This is a genomic window from Pseudomonas sp. MWU16-30322 (genome assembly GCF_020515535.1).
Taxonomy (GTDB): Bacteria; Pseudomonadota; Gammaproteobacteria; order Pseudomonadales; family Pseudomonadaceae; genus Aquipseudomonas; species Aquipseudomonas fluorescens_H.
Genome location: NZ_JAIWYL010000003.1, coordinates 67,418 through 85,670, shown reverse-complemented (window position 1 = coordinate 85,670; position 18,253 = coordinate 67,418). Strand labels below are relative to the sequence as shown.

Genomic DNA, 18,253 nt, shown 5'->3' with positions numbered 1-18,253 from the left:
GGGTTCAACCTTCGCTCGCGGGAATAACGCATTTTCCACATTGATTTCTGTGGTGAGGGAGCTTGCTCCCGCTCGACTGCGAAGCAGGCGCGAACCTCTCGAATCGGGGGTTGGGGCCGCTTCGCAGCCCGGCGGGAGCAAGCTCCCTCGCCACAGGGGTACAGCCACGGCACACTATCGGTTCCGGCAGAAGGAAACGCCCATGCTCCAGACCCTCGCGGTAGCCAATTACCGCTCGATCAATAAATTGGTGATTCCGCTGGGCCGCTTGAATCTGATCACCGGCCCCAACGGCAGTGGCAAGTCCAACCTGTACCGCGCGCTGCGCCTGCTGGCGGAGACCGCGCAGGGTGGCGTGGTCAATGCGCTGGCCCGCGAGGGTGGGCTGGATTCGACGTTCTGGGCCGGGCCGGAAACCATCAGCCGGCGCATGCGCAACGGCGAAGTGGCGATCGAGCCGACCGTGCGTCAGGGCGTCAAACGCCTGCGCCTGGGGTTTGCCGGGGAAGACTTCAGCTACGCGATCGCTCTCGGCTTGCCGGAGCCGAGCCTTTCGTTCTTCTCCCTCGATCCGGAGATCAAGAAGGAATGCATCTGGGCCGGGCCGCTCTATCGTCCGGCGAGCCTCCTGGTGGATCGCCACGGCCCGATGATTCGCGCCCGCGAAGGGCGCGGCTGGGACGTGCTGGCCCAGCACACGCCGAACTTCGACAGCCTGTTCGATCAGGTCGGCAGCCTGCGCAGTTCACCGGAGGTGTTCCAGATGCGCGAGTTCATCCGCCGCTGGCGCTTCTACGATCACTTCCGCAGCGACGCCGACGCCCCGGTGCGCCAGCCGCAACTGGGCACGCGCACGCCAGTGCTGCATCACGACGGCCGGGATCTGGCCGCAGCGTTGCAGACCATTCGCGAAATCGGCGACCCCGAGGCGTTGCAGGCAGCGATCAGCGATGCCTTCCCCGGCGCACGACTGAACATCGCGCCGCTGGCCGGCGGCCGCTTTGCCATCGAGTTTTATCAGGAAGGATTGCTGCGACCGCTGTCGGCGGCGGAGCTGTCGGACGGCACGTTGCGTTATCTGCTGCTGATTGCCGCGCTGCTGACGCCGCGGCCACCGTCATTGATGGTGCTCAACGAACCGGAAACCAGTCTGCATCCGGATCTGTTGCCGGCGCTGGCGCGCTTGATCATTCGCGCTTCGCAGGAGTGTCAGGTGTGGGTGGTGTCCCACGCACGGCGGTTGATTTCGGCGCTGCAGGAAGACCCCGAGTGCAACTGCATCGTGCTGGAGAAGACGCTGGGGCAGACCGGGATTGTCGGCCAGCGGGTGCTGGATGAGCCGGCGTGGAACTGGCCGGATTGAGCGGCGCCTGAACCACCGCTTTCGCGGGCAAGCCCGCTCCCACAGGGGCATGCATTCCAACTGTGGGAGCGGGCTTGCTCGCGAAGAGGGTCTTCAGGTCAGCGCAGATTTAACGGCCAATCACCCCTGCCACTTGCCACCTTCAACAATCACGCTCTCAGGCTTGGTGTCATCGCTCAGCTCTTTACGCACGTATTGGTCATACAGCTTGAGCAGGTACTTCTCTTCACCCAACTTGGCCAGCTCGGTATTCACCCAGTCACGCAGCTCGACGTTGCCCTTCTTGACTGCCGGCGCGATCGGCGCCTCAGCCCCGAGTTTTTCCTCCAGCACGCGGTAGCCCGGGTTCTGCTTGGCCCAGCTGAACAGCACCAGATTGTCCTGCGCGTAGGCATCGCCGCGACCGTTGGCCAGAGCTTGCAGCGACTCGGAGTTTTTCTCGAACTTCAGCAGTTTCCAGTCCGGATGATTCTTGGTCAGCCAGATATCGGCCGTGGTGCCGGTGGTGACGATGGTGGTGCGTGTCGCCAGGTCATCGAGTTTTTTCACCGAGCTGCCTTGCGGTACCAGTGCCTGCACCGCGACCTTGAGGTTCGGGTTGGTGAATTCCACCGCTTCCTTGCGCTCCGGGGTCACGGTCATGTTGGCGAGGATCAGGTCGACCTTGTCGCTCTGCAGGAACGGAATGCGGCTCGCCGGTTCCACGGCCACGAACTCGACCTTGTTCTCGTCGCCCAGCAGATCCTTGGCGAAGCGCCGACCGATGTCGGTGTCGAAGCCGACGTAGCGCCCGGTTTCATCGACGAAACCGAACGGTGGCTTGTCGGTGAATACGCCGACGATCAGTTTGTCGCGGGCCTTGATCTTGTCCAGATAGCTGGCCGGCGCGGTGCTTTCGCTGGCGACTTTCGGCTTGGCCGGTTCTTCGGATTTGTTGCAGCCGGCGAGCAGCGCGAGCCCCAGCAGCGGCAGTAAAAACAGGGATGACTTGGCAGTTTTCATAGCGGTTCCAGTTCCTTTGTCGGATTCGTTTCAGGCAGTGTTGCAACGATGGAGAACTTCTCCAGAAACTGCTGCGCGCGTGCGGTTTGCGGGTTCGTAAAGAAAATCTCGGGCGGGTTCTGTTCAAGGATGCGTCCGGCATCCATGAACACGATGCGGTCGGCCACCGCGCGGGCGAAGGCCATTTCATGGGTGACGATCAGCAGGGTCATGCCCTCGCGAGCCAGGCCCTGAATCACTTGCAGCACTTCCTTGACCATCTCCGGGTCGAGGGCGGCGGTGACTTCATCGAAGAGCATGACCCGCGGGTTCATGCACAACGAGCGGACGATGGCGATGCGTTGCTGCTGGCCGCCGGAGAGCTGGCGCGGGAAGGCGTCGCGCTTGTCCGCCAAGCCCACGCGCTCAAGCAAGGCTTCGGCTTGCTGCTGCGCTTCACGGCGCTGGCGCTTTTGCACCTTGAGCGGGCCGAGCAGCAAATTGTCGAGCACGCTCATGTGCGGGAACAGGTGATAACTCTGGAACACCATGCCGATCTGCTGGCGGATCTCGCGCCAGTCGGTGGCCTTGTCCAGCAGCTCGCGGCCGACAAATTTCAGGCTGCCGCTGTGGGCCTCCTCCAGACCATTGAGGCAACGCAGCAAGGTGCTTTTGCCACAACCGCTGGGGCCGAGGATGACGATCACTTCGCCGCTGCGCACTTGCAGGTCGATGCCCTTGAGCACTTGCTGTTCGCCGTAGAATTTGTTGAACCCGTGAAACTCGATCAATGCGCTCATGCTTGCGTCCAGCGCCGCTCCAGCATGCGCGAGGCGGCCGACAGCGGGTAGCAGATGAAAAAGAAAAACAGAAACAGCGCGCCGTAGATCAGCACCGATTCGTAGGTGCGCTCGATGATCTGCTGGCCGACCTTGATCACGTCGACCACGCCGATCAGCACCGCCAGCGAGCTGGTCTTGATGATCCGCGTGTAGACGTTGATGGTCGGCGGCGTCATGCGTTTCAGCGCTTGCGGCAGCAACACGTAGCCATACAGTTGCGCCGCATTGAGGCCGATCGACAATCCCGCCTCACGCTGCCCGCGCGGCAACGAATGCAGCGCGCCACGGGCCACTTCGCCGACCTCACTGGCGCCCCACAGCGACAGCACCAGCACCGCGCACCAGAAGCTCGGCAAGCTCAAACCGAAGAAAATCGGCAGGCCGAAAAACAGCAGGTACAGCCAGACCAGCACCGGGATCGCCCGGAACAGTTCCAGATAGACCCGCAGGATCGCGTTCAGCCACGTCACGTTGAGCGTGCGCAATACGCCGTAGAGCACACCGCCTATGGTGCTGATCGCAATGCTCAGGAACGAGATCGACAAGGTTTGCCCGGCGCCTTTTGCCAGTTGCGGCAACGACACCCAGAGCAGTTCAAGACCCGAACTGGCCATGCTGGAGCCTCCTTTCCAGACGGCTGAGCAGCAGCGACAGCGGCAAGAACAACAGCACGCAAATCAGCGTCAGCACGGCGAGCATTTCGTAGGTTTTGTAGTAGAGCGCGATGTAGCTCTTGGTGGTGTAGAGGATTTCCGGCACGGCCACCGCCGAGACCACGGTGGTTTCCTTGAGCAGGAAAATGAAATTGGCGAACAGCGACGGCAGGCTGAGAATCCCCGCTTGCGGCAGGATCACGTAACGCAGCAACTGGCCGTGGGACAGGCCGATGGAACGCCCCGATTCCAGTTGCGCCTGCGGCACCGCGTCGACACCGGCACGCAGCACCTCAGTGAGGTAAGCACCGCCGAGGAAGGTCATGGTGATGATTGCAGCGGTGAACCCGGAAACCTTGATACCCAGCGCCGGCAGGGCGAAGTAGACGAAGAACAGTTGAATCAGCAGCGGCGTGTTGCGCGCCAGTTCTACATACAGGCCGACGGCGCGCTGCAGGTAAGGCGTGCGAAACACCAGAATCGTCGCGTTGAGCAGCGCCACCAGCAGCGACGTGCCGATGGCGATGAACCCGACTTGCAGCGTCACGCCCACGGCTTTGAGAAAGGCCGGCAGGGTGCTGAGGATAAATGCGTAATCGAATGTCATGAAACGTCCTGACGCCACTCGGTAAGTGACGGTGGTGCAGTCCATGGACAGCGGGTGGCTGTCCGGCAGGCACTGACTTTATAGGTATAAAAACAAGAATTTAAATACCGTTAAAGCATATTGATATCACCCAAAAAACTATCCTGTGGGTTTGCCGGGAAGGAATAAGAAGGCTATTTTCCCTTGCGCTGTAGGAAGGATCTTTTTTGCATGAAAGCCCTCCAAGGACGAACAGCTTTTGGCCAGACTCCTCCGGCCAAACCATTACAAGGAAGACAACATGGACGTAAAAGTGCCGCAGCGACTGGACCCGCAAGACATCGTGAAATTGCTCGTGGCGTTGCGCCGGGCGTTGAAGACCGGGGTGGCCTGAATAAGCTGACTCCCGATTGTTGTGGCGAGGGAGCTTGCTCCCGCTCGGCTGCGCAGCAGTCGCAAACCGGGCACGCCATTGGGAGTCCTTCGGCCTCCAGCGGGAGCAAGCTCCCTCGCCACAGGAATGTCGATCGCACAAATCGAGCACACACAAAAACGCCGATGACCATCACTGGCCATCGGCGTTTTCATACCTTGAAGGGGTGGTTCAAGCGTCGGATCAGAACGCTGGCAGTACCGCGCCGTTGTACTTCTTCTCGATGAACGCTTTGACTTCCGGGCTGGTCAGGGCAGCGGCCAGTTTCTGGATGGCGTCGCTGTTCTTGTTGTCCTCACGGGCCACCAGGAAGTTCACGTACGGCGAGTCAGCGCCTTCGATCACCAGCGCATCCTTGGTCGGGTTCAGCTTGGCTTCCAGTGCGTAGTTGGTGTTGATCATGTCCAGATCAACTTCCTTCAGGACGCGTGGCAGCAGGGCCGATTCCAGTTCCTTGAACTTGAAGTTGTGCGGGTTCTTGGCGATGTCTTTCGGGGTCGCCAGCGCATTTTTCGGATCTTTCAGCTCGATCAGGCCAGCCTTCTGCAGCAGGATCAGCGCACGGCCGCTGTTGCTGCCTTCGTTCGGGATGGCGATGGTCGCGCCGTCCGGCAGTTCAGCCAGAGTCTTGTACTTGCTCGAGTAGCCACCGAACGGTTCAATGTGCACGCCCTTCACGGTCACCAGGTACTTGGCTTTGTCGTCCTTGTACTTACCGGCGTTGAAGCTGTTCAGGTACGGTTCGGTCTGGAAGTAGTTGGCATCCAGACGCTTCTCGCCAACCTGCACGTTCGGCTGCACGTAGTCGGTGAAGACCTTGATTTCCAGATCCACGCCTTCTTTGGCCAGGGTCGGTTTGATCAGCTCGAGAATTTCCGCGTGCGGCACCGGAGTCGCCGCCACCACCAGTTTCTCGCCGGCCTGGGCCAGGGAAGCAGTCAGAGCAGCCGCCAATGCGGTAAACAACAGAACCTTTTTCATGCAGTGTCCTTATCGAGAATCACGGTCGCGAATGGCGACGGCTATTAATACGAGTGCCAGTGAAGTGCTATCTCTGGCGTGAAGCGGACAATACCGGGATTTTTTATTCCCGGACAATAACGTTTATTCACTTTGATATTCCATTTCGTTCATACAGAACCAAACGGCTACAACTGCTGGCTTAAACCAATCAGCAGATCTTTCAAAGCCTTACGTTCGTCGACGCTACCGCCGATGTTGATTTGTGCTACCAGTCGTTCGATCTGAAGCTGCGGCCCAGACACCTCGGGCAGGTTCAGGTGCTCCGGGAGGATTTCGTCACCGGTACTGACCAACAGCGCAAAGTGAATGACGTTTTCCAGCTCGCGGGTGTTGCCCGGCCAGCTGTGGCGCTCCAGCAGGTGCTGCGCCGCTTCGCTGATCAACGGCACCGGCAGATCCAGGCGCTGGCTGTAGATGCCGAGGAAATATTCCGCCAGCGACAGGATGTCGCCAATCCGCTCGCGCAGGGCCGGCAATTCCAGCTGCCCTTCGCTGAGGTAGTGATAGAGCCGTTCGTGGAATTTTCCGGCGTCCACCGCTTGTGCCAGATCGATGCTGGTGGCTGCGACCAACCGCACATCCACCGGGCTTGGCTGATGCGCGCCGACGCGGGTGACTTCATGATTTTCCAGGGCGGCGAGCAGTTTGATCTGGATCGGCAACGGCAGATCGCCGATCTCATCGAGGTACAAGGTGCCGCCGTTGGCCGAACCGAACCAGCCGGCCCGACTGCTCGCCGAACCTGTATAGCTGCCGGCGGCATAGCCGAACAGCTCGGCATCGGCGTAGGTCGGGCTGATCGCGCCGCAATTGACCGAGACGAAAAGACCGCTGCGATCACTGGCACGGTGGATGTGGCGCGCGAGCAATTCTTTGCCGGTGCCGGTCTCGCCGCGGATCAATACCGAGATGGCACGCAGCGCCAGGTGCTCAAGTTCTTCGCGCAACTGGCGAGACCGGGGATCGACGAACACCAGCGCCTTGGCGCGAATGCTCAGGGGACTTTTTTCCGCATCGGGAAAGGTCAGCAACGGCTGACCGAACGTTTCGAAACTCATGGCAGACTCCCGCCCAGAACCGCCGGCAGACGGGGGCGTTCAGAAAAGAAAAAGGTTCAAGCGCGACGCCGGGCGTGCTGTTCCATGCGGTTTTGCAGGCGATACAAATAAGCGAAACCCTGCTCCCAGCGCTGATGCCCGGACTTGACGTTGATGTGCCCCGCCCCGGCAAGAATTCCCGCCTCGGCGCCCCAGTTACGCGCCAGCTCAAGAGCGCGCGGGGCGCTGACCGCGGCGTCGTTGTCGGAACTGACCACCTGGCTCGGGAACGGCAACAGATCTGTCGGGATCGGCGCGAAATTGCGCAACGCAGGCGCGCAGGCCGGACGCTCGACATCGGCAGGTGCGACCAGCAACGCACCGCGCACCTGACGCAGGTATTGCACAGGCGCGGTAGCCGCCCAATGTGCAACGGTGATGCAACCCAGGCTGTGAGCAATCAGGATCACTGGCGTGCTGTCGGCGGCAATCGCTTCGGCCAGCGCCGCAACCCAGTCTTCACGGCGCGGCGTCAGCCAGTCGGCCTGCTCCACGCGTGCGCTGTTGGGCAGACTGTTCTGCCAGTGGGTTTGCCAATGATCTTCTGGCGATCCTTGCCAGCCCGGCACAATCAGGTAGCGGATTGATTCGTTGCGCATGGGGAGCTCTCCTGCGTCGTGTCTGTTCCTGATCGAGTATAGGGACGGGATTTATATTCGTTAAGGAATAAGAAGCTATTTATTAAGATCCGAAAAGAATATTGGATGCAGCCCTGTGGGAGCGGGCTTGCTCGCGAATGCATTCTTTCAGTCACAGATAAATTGACTGACCCAGCGCCTTCGCGAGCAAGCCCGCTCCCACAATGAATCGCTGGTGAGGCTTGTTTTGCGGGATAAAAAAAGGGCCGCACCCTGCCAAGGAGACGGCCCCGGAAAAACGTAAATCCTGTTACCGCGCAGTGATCACCGACAACTTGGTAATGCCTGCCCGCTCGATCGAGGCCATGGCCCGCGCCACTTCGCCATAGTTCACCCCGTCGTCGGCCTGCAATTGCACGCGTACTTCCGGGTCCTTGGCCTTGGCCGACTTGAGGTTGAATTCCAGCAAGTCCGGCTGGATTTCATCCTTGTTGATAAACAGTTTGCCGGCGCCGTCGATGCTCACCACCAGCGGATCTTTCTGCTCGACCGGTGCTACCGCTTCGGTCTTCGGCAGGTTGATCGGGATCGCGTTGGTCAGCAGCGGCGCGGTGACGATAAACACCACCAGCAGCACCAGCATCACGTCCACCAGCGGCGTCACGTTGATCTCGCTCAGCACCTCGTCGCTGTCTTGCGTGGAGAAGGCCATATCAGGACGCCTCCTTCACTTTTGTTGCGTTGCCCGGTGCCGCTACCTTGTTTGCAGTCGGGTGGATCAGCACACGGAACGCACTCTTCTGCGCCAGGCTGTAGAAGTCGTGGGCGAAGTCATCCAGATCCGCCGCCGTCAGTTTCAGACGCCGCAAAAAGTAGTTGTAAACCAGCACTGCCGGCACGGCGACCGCGATCCCCACTCCGGTGGCAACCAGTGCCGCACCGATCGGACCGGCGACTGTTTCCAGGCTCGCCGAGCCTGCCGCGCTGATGCCTTTGAGCGCTTCCATGATTCCCCACACCGTGCCGAACAGACCGATGAACGGCGAGGTGCTGCCAATACTCGCGACCACCGCCAGACCGGTTTCCAGCGAACGCCGTTCGCGGACGATCTGCTGACGCAAAGCACGCTCAAGGCGATCCTGATGGTTGATCGCCTGACTCAGGTCATTGGCCTGTGGCGCTTCGCCGACCTGGATCGCCGCATAACCGGCCTGTGCCACCCGAGCGGCAGCGCCGGGTTGGGTTTCGCTCAACTCGGCGGCGGAGTCGAGACTCGACGCCGCCCAGAAACGTTTATGAAACTTGCGATCCTGCGCCTTCAGACGACCGAACTGCACAGCCTTGAGCAGCGCCAGTCCCCAGGTGGCAACGGAAAAAACCACCAGCAGCCAGATCACCGCGCTTTCGATGGATTCCAGTGGAGAGGCCAGTAACGTCATGATGTATTCCCTCGTGTAAACGTTTAGCGCGAAATAGGTTTCGGTTTAATGAATCTTGAAATCGATGGGCACGCTGACCCAGCCGTCCTGGGCGACATCACCCTGCTTGGCCGGCACAAAGCTCCACTGCTTGACCGCGCTTAGCGCCGCATCGTCGAGTTGCTGCCGACCGCTGCTTTTCTGAATCTGGATCTCACCGGGCTTGCCGTTGGCCAATACGTGCACCCTCAGCATCACCGTGCCTTCCCAGCCGCGACGCTGGGCCAGCGATGGATATTCCGGCGCCGGGTTCTTCAGGTACGCCGCGTTGGCCGAGGCCGGTGTCACTGGCGCGGGAGCCGGTGGCGCGGGCGGTGCCGGGGCCGCGACCGGAGCGGCCGGTTGTGGCGGCGCCGGAGGCTGCTCGAGCGCTTTGGGTGCCGGTTTCGGCACCGGTTTGGCCACGGGTTTCGGCTTGGGCTTGGGAATCGGTTTGGGTGGCGGCGGCTTCACCGCCAACTCGTCTTCAACCGGCGGCGGTGGCTCAACCACCGGTGCCGGTGGCGGCGGTTCGACCACCGGCGGCGCGGGTGGCGCCGGCCGCGAAAACTCGATGGTCATCGGCGGAATTTCCGGCGGCACGATCGGCAACGCCGGCGTCGGATGCTGGTTGATCCAGTAGATCACCGCGCCGTGCACCAGCAGCGCCAGCACGCCGAGCAGAATGGTTTCACGGCGGCTCAGAATGCCCTTGGGCGCACGCTGCAAACGCAGCTGCCCCAGCGGCACACGATGAGGCCGGCCGAGATCGACCAATTCGCCACTCGGTGCCTGGCGCCACAGCACCTCCTGTGCACTGGCGGCGGTCTGGACATTGCCCATTGATTCACTCCCTGCGGTCTCTTTGCGAAGTACCCGACGGGTCGCCGCAAACATCCCCCGGGCGACCGGTCGTTGGGTGAATCATTGGAGTAATCGCTTATCTCCGAAAGTAACTTTTCTTGATGTGCTTAGGCTTTTTAAGAATATAAATTTCTGCCGAATGTCGCGAAGCCGCGGCCGGCAAGGGCTAGCGTCCGGGCGCAGATTTACAATGCTTTTCAAGCATTAAAAATATTCGGCGAAGGCATGCGAAAACCGTTCAATCCGGGCTTTTTCACGGCTCTTGTCGGACAAATTCCAGGCCGGTCAGCGCGACATCCCCTGACAGGTCGGCCGCACTACCCATTGCACGCAGGCGTGCATAGGTCTGATCGGCGGAGAACATTACCCACGCTTGTCGCCTGCCATCGGTCATCTGCGTGCTGAAGGAGATGGCGATCGTGCCTGTTGAAAAGCCGTGCTTGAAATGAAAATTGCCAAACGCGAGCGGGTGGTCGATCCCGGACAGCGACAATGTGCCGGTGAAACTGCCCGTGCGGTCATCGCCCTCGGTCAGGGTCAACGTTGTCGCGGAAGGCTCGTGGCGATAAACGCCGTTGATCGTGGACATGTGCAGCATCCTTGCTTGGTTCATTTGAAGGGAGACAGCGGGCGCCTCAGGCATTGCGCAGCAAGTCACCGGGCAACGTGCTGACCGCACCGTCGTAGGTGACTCGCACGCAGTGGCCGCGCAGTTCGTGGGTGCCACGGCTTGGCGAAAACAGGGTCAAGGCGAAGTAACCGTGATCCTGGTTAGCTGCCAGGAGCGAAACCACGGTGGGAGGCTGATAGCCGTTGAGGCTGGAATAACGACCGTTGACGATGCTGTAGTTGACGCCTTCGTGATGCAACGTGCCACCGAAGACGCCGGTGCGATCATCGGAATCGACAATGGTCAGAGAGGGACCATCAAGGGTATTGGAATAAAGTCCGTTTTGCATGTACGCATCCTGATCGAGTGATGAAGTTCGCAGCGATCTTAGAATCAAGAACAAGCAAACTCTGTCATCCAAAGGAAGTACGATAGACATGAAAACGACTTATTGAGTGTAAGAAAAAGCCGCCGAGCTTAAATAGCACGGCGGCTTTTTTGTGATTCCAGTTTACTGTTTGATAAATTCTCCAGCCAGCCCCACAACATCACCATCAAAGTTGGCACGCGAACCCACCGCACGAACTTTCGAATAGTTGTGATCCGGCGAGAACAGCGTCCAGGACTGATAACCCGTGCCGTCGTTCAGGGCCGCGAAGGTGATGATCGTAGGCTGCCCGGTGCTGTTCTGGAAATGGTAATGCCCGTAAGCGATGTCGTAGTTCACGCCGTTCTGGCTGAACTTGCCGCTGAAGGTGCCGTTGGAGTCGTTGCCATCGGTAATCGTCAGTTTGGCGCCAGCGTTAGCGTTTACATAATTGCCATTAATGCTCGACATAACGAGATTTCCTTTATCGTTGGATAAGTGTCTTCCGATGAGAGCAAGTTTCCTCCTGGAAACTCACGACATTCAGGATGGTTGGCCATTCACTTATTGTCCACGCGACTTTTCAACGAAATTGCAATAAGCACTATTCATCTCCCACATAACTTATCGCCATTCATTCGAGCATTAATTCCTTTTCAACTAACGACTGACGCTGACTTGTAGCGCGGACGGTGTCGGGGCGACAACCGCAGTCTCGGAACGCGGAGTTCTGGCCGGCACCCAGTCATAACTCACCGGCAACGCCCGATAGACCCAGTTGCTGATCGCGTCACTGCCCGGCGCTTTGCCCAGATACGGGCTGACGTATTCCCAGACGTTTTCACCGCTGGCCGTGATCTGGAAAAACCGTCCGTTCATGCCTTCGTCGATCAGCGTATTACCGTTGGGCAAGCGTCGCGCGCTGCTGATGAACGAACTGTAGAAGGCCCACCCCGGCTGCTGCGAATTCGCCGCGCTGTACTGCCAGACAATTTCATTTTTCAGCGGATCGATTTCCAGCACCCGCGAGCCGGAAATCAGCCCGAGGGTGACGTTCGGATACCCCGCCGAACCCTGGTTGTCGAACACCAGCAGGTTGCCCGCGCCGGGCAGCCCGGCCGGGATGATGTGCGCGTCGTGCTGGCCAACGAATTGATCGACCGGACGCGGCAGTTTCTGCGCGGTTTTCGGGTTGATCAGCGGCAGGTTCGGACCGAGGCGCCAGACCACTTTGCCGCTGTGCTTGTCGATGATCGCGATGAAGTTGGCGTTGCGCGAATCAAGCAACAGGTTGTCCGGGTTGAAGCGTTTGTCACCGGCATCGAACCACTTGTTCGGCCCGACCACGCTGAGGTTGTTGATGTGCAGGTAATCCGGGTTATCGCTGGCGCGTACCAGCTTCAATTGCTCCGGGGTGAAACCGAATTCGTTCAGGTGTTCCGAGGCCAGCCACTGCCATTTCAGCTGCCCGTCGGGGCTGACTTCATAGATCGCATCGTCGATCACCTCGGGCACTTTGAAGCCTTTGACCTGGTGCACCTTATTCGCCAGCACCACGGTGTTGCCGTTGCTCAGGCGCCGCTGGTCATGGTGTTGCTGCGCCGCACCACCGGGCGCCTTGTCGCCCCATTGCCAGACGACTTTGCCGTTCCAGTCCAGCTCGCCGACGCTCTGATTGCCCAGGCCATTACCGGCGGAGCCAAGCTTGCCCGGATCCTTGTCGCTCAGTTGCAGCAGCACATGCCCGCGCTCGCCGCCGACCAGTTGCGGGTCGATGATCGCCGATGGGAAACCCGCCTGCGGCCAGGTTTTCACCTCGTTGCCGTTCATGTCGATCAGGTGCGTCTGCTTGTCGGCGCCACTGAAGATCACGTACTGGTTGAACGCCTTGTCCGGGTCATAACGGGTGACGCCGGTCGGGTACACGCTGGGGGCGGCGAGCGCCCCGGTGCTTGACACTGCGCCGGATAACAACAGCGCTAAAGCGGTTTTGCCTGGCAACATGATGCAGCTCCTTGAATGACAGATCAGAAGTCGTAGCGACCGGTAACGCCGAGGGTGCGCGGCGTACCGAGCAGGCCTTCATAACCGCCGTTGCCGCCGGTCCACAGGGTCGTGTAGTAGGTCTTGTCGAAGGCGTTTTTCAGCCACAGCGAAACGTCCCACTGGCCCTGATTGAAATCACCGCGCAGACCGGTGGACAGGTTGACCACCGCGTAGCTCGGGATCTGCCCGTAGTCGGAATCTTCGACCGTGCCCACCGCTTTCGAGCGGAACGCGTAGCTGGCGGTGACGTAGGGTTCGAAGCCGTTGGCCAGATTCCATTTGTATTCGCCGTTGGCGTTGCCGATCCATTTGGAAGCGCCGACCACCTGGTGGCCGCTGAGATCGCAGGACGCCGGTGCGCCCGGGGCCTGGCTGATTTCCGGCGGGCATGGCGCATCTTTGTACGAGAGGTAGCTGACGTCGTTGTACGAGCCGTTGAAGTTCAGCGTCAGGCCGCGCAACGGGATCACCGTGCTTTCGAATTCGACGCCGCGCGAGCGCACCGAGCCGGCATTGGTCAGGTATTGCACGCGGTTGACGTCGTCGTAGGCGTTGGTCTGGTAAGCGTTGACCTGAGTCCAGAACACGTTGGCGTTCAGCTGCAGACGCCGATCCCACAGGGTGCTCTTGAAGCCGAGTTCGGCGTTGTTGGCGCGCTCGGTGCCGATCAACAGCGAGTCGGCGCCAGCGGTTGGCGCCGAACCCACCGCAAGGTTCACCCCACCGGATTTTTCGCCGTGGGACAGCGTGGCGTAGCCGAGCAGATCATCGGTGATGCGGTAGCTGAGGTTGAGCAACCCGGAGGGGCTTGAGCTGTACTGGTTGAGATCGCCGGAATCGTAGGCGCCAGTGCGTCCGCGTCGTGCAGTGGCCGCGGCACCGGTCACCGCAGCGCCACCGACTGGTGCATCGCGAGTGACCCAGGCGGTTTTTTCTTCATAGGTGCCGCGCACCCCGGCGGTGAAATCCAGGCGCTCGGTCAGGTGCCAGGTGCCTTGGGCGAACAACGCGAAACTGTCGGTCTTGATATGGCCGTTGCCCACGCTGTCGACGTTCGCCAGCGCACCCCGTGGCGTGCCATTCCAGATGTCGGCCTGCGGGCCGTAATAGGCGAAGGATTTGTTGTCCAGATCCGAGCCGAAGTAGTACGCACCCACCACGTAATCGAAGAACTCGCCCTTGGGCGAAGCGAGGCGAAATTCCTGCGAGTACTGTTTGTCCTCCACCGAGACACCAGCGTTGTAGGTCGCCGCGACGTTGAGACCGTCGTCGTTGGCCGGGGTGAAATTCCAGAAGCGGTAGGAGCTGATCGAGGTCAGGGTGAAATCGCTCGGCAGCGTCCAGTTGGCCTCCACCGACGTGCCGCCCTGATGCACGGTGACGTGCTGATCGTTGTCCAGATTGACCTTGCGGTGCGAGCCGTTGACCAACGTCGCACCGGCGGCATCGGCCCGCGACTGGTACAGGTTGACGCCATTGATGGTCGGCCCGGTGTTGTACAGCACGCGGGTGCCGGCGCTGGAGTCCTCTTCGTTGTAGTCGCCGATCCAGCGCAGGTTGAAGTCTTCGTTGGGCTTGAACAGCAACTGCGCGCGGAAGCCATCGCGCGAGCCACCGTTCAAATCATGGCCGTTGTATTCGTTCTTGATGTCGCCGTCGCTGCGGGTGCGATAGGCCGAAAAACGTCCGGCCAGCTCATCGTTGATCGGCCCGGAAATCGTGCCCTTGGTCTGGAAATAACCGTCCTCGCCGAACGAGGTTTCGATGCTGCGCTCAGGGGTGAATGTCGGCGCGCGGGTGCTGATGTTGATCACCCCGGCGGTGGTGTTCTTGCCGAACAGCGTGCCCTGCGGCCCACGCAGGACTTCGAGCTGTTCGATGTCCATCAGGTCGAACACCGCCATCCCCGGACGGCCCAGATACACGTTGTCGATGTACAGACCGACACTTCCCTCCAGACCGTCGCTGGCCGGGTTGTTGCCGAGGCCACGAATCGACACGCTGGACTGGCGCGCATGCATGTAGGCGACGTTGACGCTCGGCACCAGTTGCTGCAAATCCTGAATCCGGTAAACGCGCTGCGTCTCCAGAGTCTGGCCGCTGACCACGCTCATCGGTGTCGGCACGTCTTGCGAGCTTTCTTCGCGACGGCGGGTGGTGACGGTCACGGTCTCCAGCTGCGAGCTGTTGGCCGCAGGCTTGCCGGCGGGAGCCGGTGGCGGAGTTTCGGCGTCGGCGGCGTAGCTGTGAGTCCAGCTGGCACTCCCCGCCAGCAACAGGGCCAGAGGCAGGCGTTTGAGCCGTCGTGGCGTTAAGGGTGACGCAAGGTTCAACGGACTCATGGCGCGGCTCCTGGTCAAAAAACACACAGACATCTTCAGTGCTGCATATTCTTTTCAGTTATTTATTTATGGATTTACAAATATTTACTGCATAAGAGATTGCCTTTATAAGGAGTCGACCTAATGCATATCCAATGCATTTCCCGGATATTTTTTATGTGAAAAATGCATATCGACCTGCGCCAACTTCGACACTTCATCGCCCTCGCCGAACAACGCAGCTTCGTCGCCGGCGCGCAGGCGGTGAACCTGTCGCAGTCGGCGTTCAGCCGCAGCATTCAGGCGCTGGAGCACAGCGTCGGCTGTCAGTTGGTCGATCGCGGGCGCAAGGATCTACCGCCGACCAAGCAGGGCCAGGTGTTGCTAGAACACGCGCGGCGACTGGTCAGCGGCGCGCAGCAGATGGCCAACGAGATCAGCCAGTTCAATGGTCTGGAAGCGGGCGAGCTGCGCTTCGGTTGCGGCCCGGCGCCGGCAGCCGGACTGATCCCGCGCGCGATCGGCGCGTTTATCGGACGCTACCCGAAAGCGCGGGTGCAATTTCAGGTCGATGACTGGCAGAGCTTGAGCAAACGCCTGCTCAGCGAAGAGTTCGAATTCTTCGTCGCCGACACCCGGCACTTCGAGGCCGATCCGGATTACCTCACCTATCGGTTACGCCCGCGCAAATGGCATTTCTGCTGCCGTGTCGGGCATCCGTTGGCGGCATTTGAACGGGTCTCGGCCGAGCAGCTGATGAGTTATCCACTGGCGGTGAGCATTCGTCCGCCGAACCTGCGCAAGGTCATCGTCGACCTCAGCGGCCGCCCGGATTTCACCCCCAATGTCGAATGCGAAAACAGCTCAAGCCTGCTCGGCGTCGTGCTGCGCTCGGATGCGATCGGGATTGTCGGGGCGTATTCCGATGCGCTGCATCAGGCCAAGGGTGAGCTGGTGTGTTTGCGGATCGAGGGTCTGGCGGATGACCTGGAAGAGCTGTACACCCGCTACGGGATTGTCAGTCGGGCGGGGTATCGGTTGTCGCCGCTGGCTGAAGCGATGATTGAGCAGATCAAGGCGATTGATGCGGTGGATGATGAGGTGTGTTCGCTGGAGAATTTTGCCGTCTGAGCCACCCTCTTCGCGAGCAAGCCCGCTCCCACATTTGGAATGCGTACTCCTGTGGGAGCGGGCTTGCTCGCGAAGGCGTCGCCACTCACACCGATGCATCCACTGCATAAAACCCATTCCCCAAATGCACTTGCCGAACACCCCTGCCGAAAGCGACAACCCTCGCCTGTCTTTCTGACCGGTGAACCCCATGCCCAACCCGCAAAGCCCCGTGCGCAATGTGCTGTACATCATGTGCGATCAACTGCGCCGCGATTACCTGTCCTGCTATGGCCATCCGCATCTGCACACGCCGAACATCGATCGCCTCGCCGCCGCCGGCGTGCGCTTCAGCCGTGCCTACACCCAAGGCACGATCTGCGGCCCGTCGCGGATGTCGGCCTATACCGGACGCTACGTCAGCAGCCATCAGGTCGCATGGAACGCCGTGCCGTTGCCGCTGGAAGAGCTGACGATCGGCGACTACCTGCGCCCCCACGGCATTCGCACCGCGCTGGTCGGCAAGACCCACGCCACGGCCAATGTCGATGCCCTGCAGCGCCTGGCGATCAACCCGGACAGCGCACAGGCCGAGGTGCTCAACGAGGTCGGTTTCGAACCGTACTTTCGCCACGACGGGATCTTCCCCGACGACCCGCTGTTCGACGACAAGCGCGAATCCGCGCCCTACACCCATTACCTGCGCGAGCAGGGTTTCGACGGGCGCAATCCCTGGCACGACTGGGCCAACGCCGCCGAAGGCGAGAACGGCGAAATCCTCAGCGGCTGGCACATGCGTCATGCGCATTTGCCAGCGCGAATTCCCGAGCAGTTCTCTGAGACTGTCTACACTACTAATCGAGCCATCGACTTCATCACCGAGCAAGGTGATAAATCCTGGTGTTTACACCTCTCCTACATCAAACCGCACTGGCCCTACATCGTACCGGCGCCATACCACGCCTTGTACAGTACGAAATCGATTCTCGAAGCGGTCCGCGCGACGCCCTCCGAAGCCAGCAAACACCCCGTATACACGGCGTTTCGTCAACATGAGGAAAGCCTCAACTTCTCCCGTGATTCAGTACGATTGAATGTAATCCCTACCTATATGGGCCTGATCAAGCAGGTGGATGATCAACTCGGGCGGCTGTTCGATTTTCTGCAGAGCAACGGCAGGTGGGATGACACGCTGATCGTGTTCACCAGCGATCACGGCGACTTTCTCGGCGACCACTGGCTGGGCGAGAAGGAGTTTTTGCTGGAGCAAGCGGTGGGCGTGCCATTGATCGTGCGCGACCCGCGCGCGGCGGCGGATATCACCCGGGGTACGGTGGATGAGCGGCTGGCGGAAACCATTGATGCGTTGCCGACGTTTCTCCAGGCCCTGGGCCTGCCGGGGGCCGAGCATCGCCTGGAAGGACGCTCGCTGATCCCGCTGCTGCACGGCGAAAATCCCGACTGGCGCCGCTACGCGATCAGCGAATACGACTACGCCTTTCAGGCCCCGGCGCGCGAGCGACTTGGCCAGCCGATCGACCGCTGCCGCATGACCATGGTGCGCAGCGAGCGCTGGAAATACCTGGCGTACGACGGCTTCCGGCCGCAGTTGTTTGATCTGCTGAATGATCCGCAGGAGTTGCGCGATCTGGGTGAGGACCCGGCATACGCGGCGGTGCGCGAAGAGCATGCGGGGTATCTGTTCGAATGGGTGCGCGGTTTGAAGCGGCGGACCACGATCAGTCATCAGGAGATCGATTTGCGCGGGCAGCGGTTTCGCTATGGCGAGCCTGAGACCGAGAAAGTCGTGCAGATTGGCGTTTGGTGAAAGAGCTTCGCGAGCAAGCCCGCTCCCACAGGGTTCTGTGTCGTTCACATCCACTGTGTTCAACACATTTCCACTGTGGGAGCGGGCTTGCTCG

18 protein-coding genes are annotated in these 18,253 nt (G+C 60.4%); 3 read left to right on the top strand and 15 right to left on the bottom strand.

Annotation, left to right across the window (positions count from 1 at the left end):
- Positions 1-202: 202 nt before the first annotated feature.
- Positions 203-1,363: an AAA family ATPase gene (locus tag LCH64_RS06260; RefSeq protein WP_003220586.1), complete on the top strand. Its 1,161-nt coding sequence runs from the start codon at positions 203-205 to the stop codon at positions 1,361-1,363.
- Between the two features lie 120 nt (positions 1,364-1,483).
- Here LCH64_RS06260 and LCH64_RS06255 read toward each other — a convergent pair whose 3' ends face one another.
- The 15 genes from LCH64_RS06255 to LCH64_RS06185 all read right to left on the bottom strand — a co-directional run bounded on the left by LCH64_RS06255 (position 1,484) and on the right by LCH64_RS06185 (position 15,242).
- Complete coding sequence (locus tag LCH64_RS06255; protein WP_226499770.1) at positions 1,484-2,365, bottom strand: transporter substrate-binding domain-containing protein; 882 nt, start codon at positions 2,363-2,365, stop codon at positions 1,484-1,486.
- Entirely contained in the window at positions 2,362-3,144 is a 783-nt protein-coding gene (locus LCH64_RS06250) for an amino acid ABC transporter ATP-binding protein (protein WP_226499769.1), read from the bottom strand. The genes LCH64_RS06255 and LCH64_RS06250 overlap by 4 nt, the downstream gene beginning before the upstream one ends.
- Entirely contained in the window at positions 3,141-3,800 is a 660-nt protein-coding gene (locus LCH64_RS06245; RefSeq protein ID WP_226499768.1) for an amino acid ABC transporter permease, read from the bottom strand. The genes LCH64_RS06250 and LCH64_RS06245 overlap by 4 nt, the downstream gene beginning before the upstream one ends.
- Entirely contained in the window at positions 3,781-4,446 is a 666-nt protein-coding gene (locus LCH64_RS06240) for an amino acid ABC transporter permease (protein WP_003220579.1), read from the bottom strand. The genes LCH64_RS06245 and LCH64_RS06240 overlap by 20 nt, the downstream gene beginning before the upstream one ends.
- Positions 4,447-5,041: 595 nt before the next feature.
- Positions 5,042-5,839 carry a MetQ/NlpA family ABC transporter substrate-binding protein gene (locus LCH64_RS06235; protein ID WP_003220575.1) on the bottom strand — a complete coding sequence of 266 codons (798 nt, stop codon included), beginning with the start codon at positions 5,837-5,839 and terminating at the stop codon, positions 5,042-5,044.
- A gap of 167 nt (positions 5,840-6,006) precedes the next feature.
- On the bottom strand, positions 6,007-6,939 hold the full coding sequence (locus tag LCH64_RS06230; protein WP_226499767.1) for a sigma 54-interacting transcriptional regulator: 933 nt from the start codon (positions 6,937-6,939) through the stop codon (positions 6,007-6,009).
- 56 nt (positions 6,940-6,995) lie between these two features.
- Positions 6,996-7,577 (bottom strand): alpha/beta hydrolase, encoded by a 582-nt coding sequence (locus LCH64_RS06225; protein WP_226499766.1) that lies wholly within the window; start codon positions 7,575-7,577, stop codon positions 6,996-6,998.
- Between the two features lie 289 nt (positions 7,578-7,866).
- Positions 7,867-8,268 (bottom strand): biopolymer transporter ExbD, encoded by a 402-nt coding sequence (locus LCH64_RS06220; RefSeq protein ID WP_003220570.1) that lies wholly within the window; start codon positions 8,266-8,268, stop codon positions 7,867-7,869.
- 1 nt (position 8,269) lies between these two features.
- Complete coding sequence (locus tag LCH64_RS06215; RefSeq protein ID WP_003220564.1) at positions 8,270-8,995, bottom strand: MotA/TolQ/ExbB proton channel family protein; 726 nt, start codon at positions 8,993-8,995, stop codon at positions 8,270-8,272.
- Between the two features lie 45 nt (positions 8,996-9,040).
- On the bottom strand, positions 9,041-9,856 hold the full coding sequence (locus tag LCH64_RS06210; protein ID WP_226499765.1) for an energy transducer TonB: 816 nt from the start codon (positions 9,854-9,856) through the stop codon (positions 9,041-9,043).
- A 274-nt stretch (positions 9,857-10,130) separates the two neighbouring features.
- Entirely contained in the window at positions 10,131-10,466 is a 336-nt protein-coding gene (locus LCH64_RS06205; RefSeq protein WP_226499764.1) for a hypothetical protein, read from the bottom strand.
- A gap of 46 nt (positions 10,467-10,512) precedes the next feature.
- Positions 10,513-10,836 carry a hypothetical protein gene (locus LCH64_RS06200; RefSeq protein WP_003220556.1) on the bottom strand — a complete coding sequence of 108 codons (324 nt, stop codon included), beginning with the start codon at positions 10,834-10,836 and terminating at the stop codon, positions 10,513-10,515.
- A 162-nt stretch (positions 10,837-10,998) separates the two neighbouring features.
- Positions 10,999-11,325, bottom strand: coding sequence for a hypothetical protein (locus LCH64_RS06195; protein WP_226499763.1), 327 nt, complete (start codon positions 11,323-11,325; stop codon positions 10,999-11,001).
- A gap of 189 nt (positions 11,326-11,514) precedes the next feature.
- Entirely contained in the window at positions 11,515-12,858 is a 1,344-nt protein-coding gene (locus LCH64_RS06190; RefSeq protein WP_226499762.1) for an aryl-sulfate sulfotransferase, read from the bottom strand.
- Between the two features lie 23 nt (positions 12,859-12,881).
- Positions 12,882-15,242, bottom strand: a complete 2,361-nt coding sequence (locus LCH64_RS06185; protein ID WP_226499761.1) for a TonB-dependent receptor — start codon at positions 15,240-15,242, stop codon at positions 12,882-12,884.
- Between the two features lie 165 nt (positions 15,243-15,407).
- Between LCH64_RS06185 and LCH64_RS06180 the strand changes: the two genes are divergently transcribed.
- The gene (locus LCH64_RS06180) at positions 15,408-16,352 is read left to right on the top strand and encodes a LysR family transcriptional regulator (protein WP_045122248.1); all 945 of its coding nucleotides are present in this window, start codon (positions 15,408-15,410) and stop codon (positions 16,350-16,352) included.
- A gap of 190 nt (positions 16,353-16,542) precedes the next feature.
- Complete coding sequence (locus LCH64_RS06175) at positions 16,543-18,159, top strand: alkaline phosphatase family protein (RefSeq protein ID WP_226499760.1); 1,617 nt, start codon at positions 16,543-16,545, stop codon at positions 18,157-18,159.
- The last annotated feature ends 94 nt before the right edge of the window (positions 18,160-18,253 follow it).

Excerpts from the sequence above, each read along its gene's own strand:
- LCH64_RS06260 (WP_003220586.1), top strand. The coding sequence starts at position 203 with ATGCTCCAGACCCTCGCGGTAGCCAATTACCGCTCGATCAATAAATTG.
- LCH64_RS06255 (WP_226499770.1), bottom strand. The coding sequence starts at position 2,365 with ATGAAAACTGCCAAGTCATCCCTGTTTTTACTGCCGCTGCTGGGGCTC.
- LCH64_RS06250 (WP_226499769.1), bottom strand. The coding sequence starts at position 3,144 with ATGAGCGCATTGATCGAGTTTCACGGGTTCAACAAATTCTACGGCGAA.
- LCH64_RS06245 (WP_226499768.1), bottom strand. The coding sequence starts at position 3,800 with ATGGCCAGTTCGGGTCTTGAACTGCTCTGGGTGTCGTTGCCGCAACTG.
- LCH64_RS06240 (WP_003220579.1), bottom strand. The coding sequence starts at position 4,446 with ATGACATTCGATTACGCATTTATCCTCAGCACCCTGCCGGCCTTTCTC.
- LCH64_RS06235 (WP_003220575.1), bottom strand. The coding sequence starts at position 5,839 with ATGAAAAAGGTTCTGTTGTTTACCGCATTGGCGGCTGCTCTGACTGCT.
- LCH64_RS06230 (WP_226499767.1), bottom strand. The coding sequence starts at position 6,939 with ATGAGTTTCGAAACGTTCGGTCAGCCGTTGCTGACCTTTCCCGATGCG.
- LCH64_RS06225 (WP_226499766.1), bottom strand. The coding sequence starts at position 7,577 with ATGCGCAACGAATCAATCCGCTACCTGATTGTGCCGGGCTGGCAAGGA.
- LCH64_RS06220 (WP_003220570.1), bottom strand. The coding sequence starts at position 8,268 with ATGGCCTTCTCCACGCAAGACAGCGACGAGGTGCTGAGCGAGATCAAC.
- LCH64_RS06215 (WP_003220564.1), bottom strand. The coding sequence starts at position 8,995 with ATGACGTTACTGGCCTCTCCACTGGAATCCATCGAAAGCGCGGTGATC.
- LCH64_RS06210 (WP_226499765.1), bottom strand. The coding sequence starts at position 9,856 with ATGGGCAATGTCCAGACCGCCGCCAGTGCACAGGAGGTGCTGTGGCGC.
- LCH64_RS06205 (WP_226499764.1), bottom strand. The coding sequence starts at position 10,466 with ATGTCCACGATCAACGGCGTTTATCGCCACGAGCCTTCCGCGACAACG.
- LCH64_RS06200 (WP_003220556.1), bottom strand. The coding sequence starts at position 10,836 with ATGCAAAACGGACTTTATTCCAATACCCTTGATGGTCCCTCTCTGACC.
- LCH64_RS06195 (WP_226499763.1), bottom strand. The coding sequence starts at position 11,325 with ATGTCGAGCATTAATGGCAATTATGTAAACGCTAACGCTGGCGCCAAA.
- LCH64_RS06190 (WP_226499762.1), bottom strand. The coding sequence starts at position 12,858 with ATGTTGCCAGGCAAAACCGCTTTAGCGCTGTTGTTATCCGGCGCAGTG.
- LCH64_RS06185 (WP_226499761.1), bottom strand. The coding sequence starts at position 15,242 with ATGAGTCCGTTGAACCTTGCGTCACCCTTAACGCCACGACGGCTCAAA.
- LCH64_RS06180 (WP_045122248.1), top strand. The coding sequence starts at position 15,408 with ATGCATATCGACCTGCGCCAACTTCGACACTTCATCGCCCTCGCCGAA.
- LCH64_RS06175 (WP_226499760.1), top strand. The coding sequence starts at position 16,543 with ATGCCCAACCCGCAAAGCCCCGTGCGCAATGTGCTGTACATCATGTGC.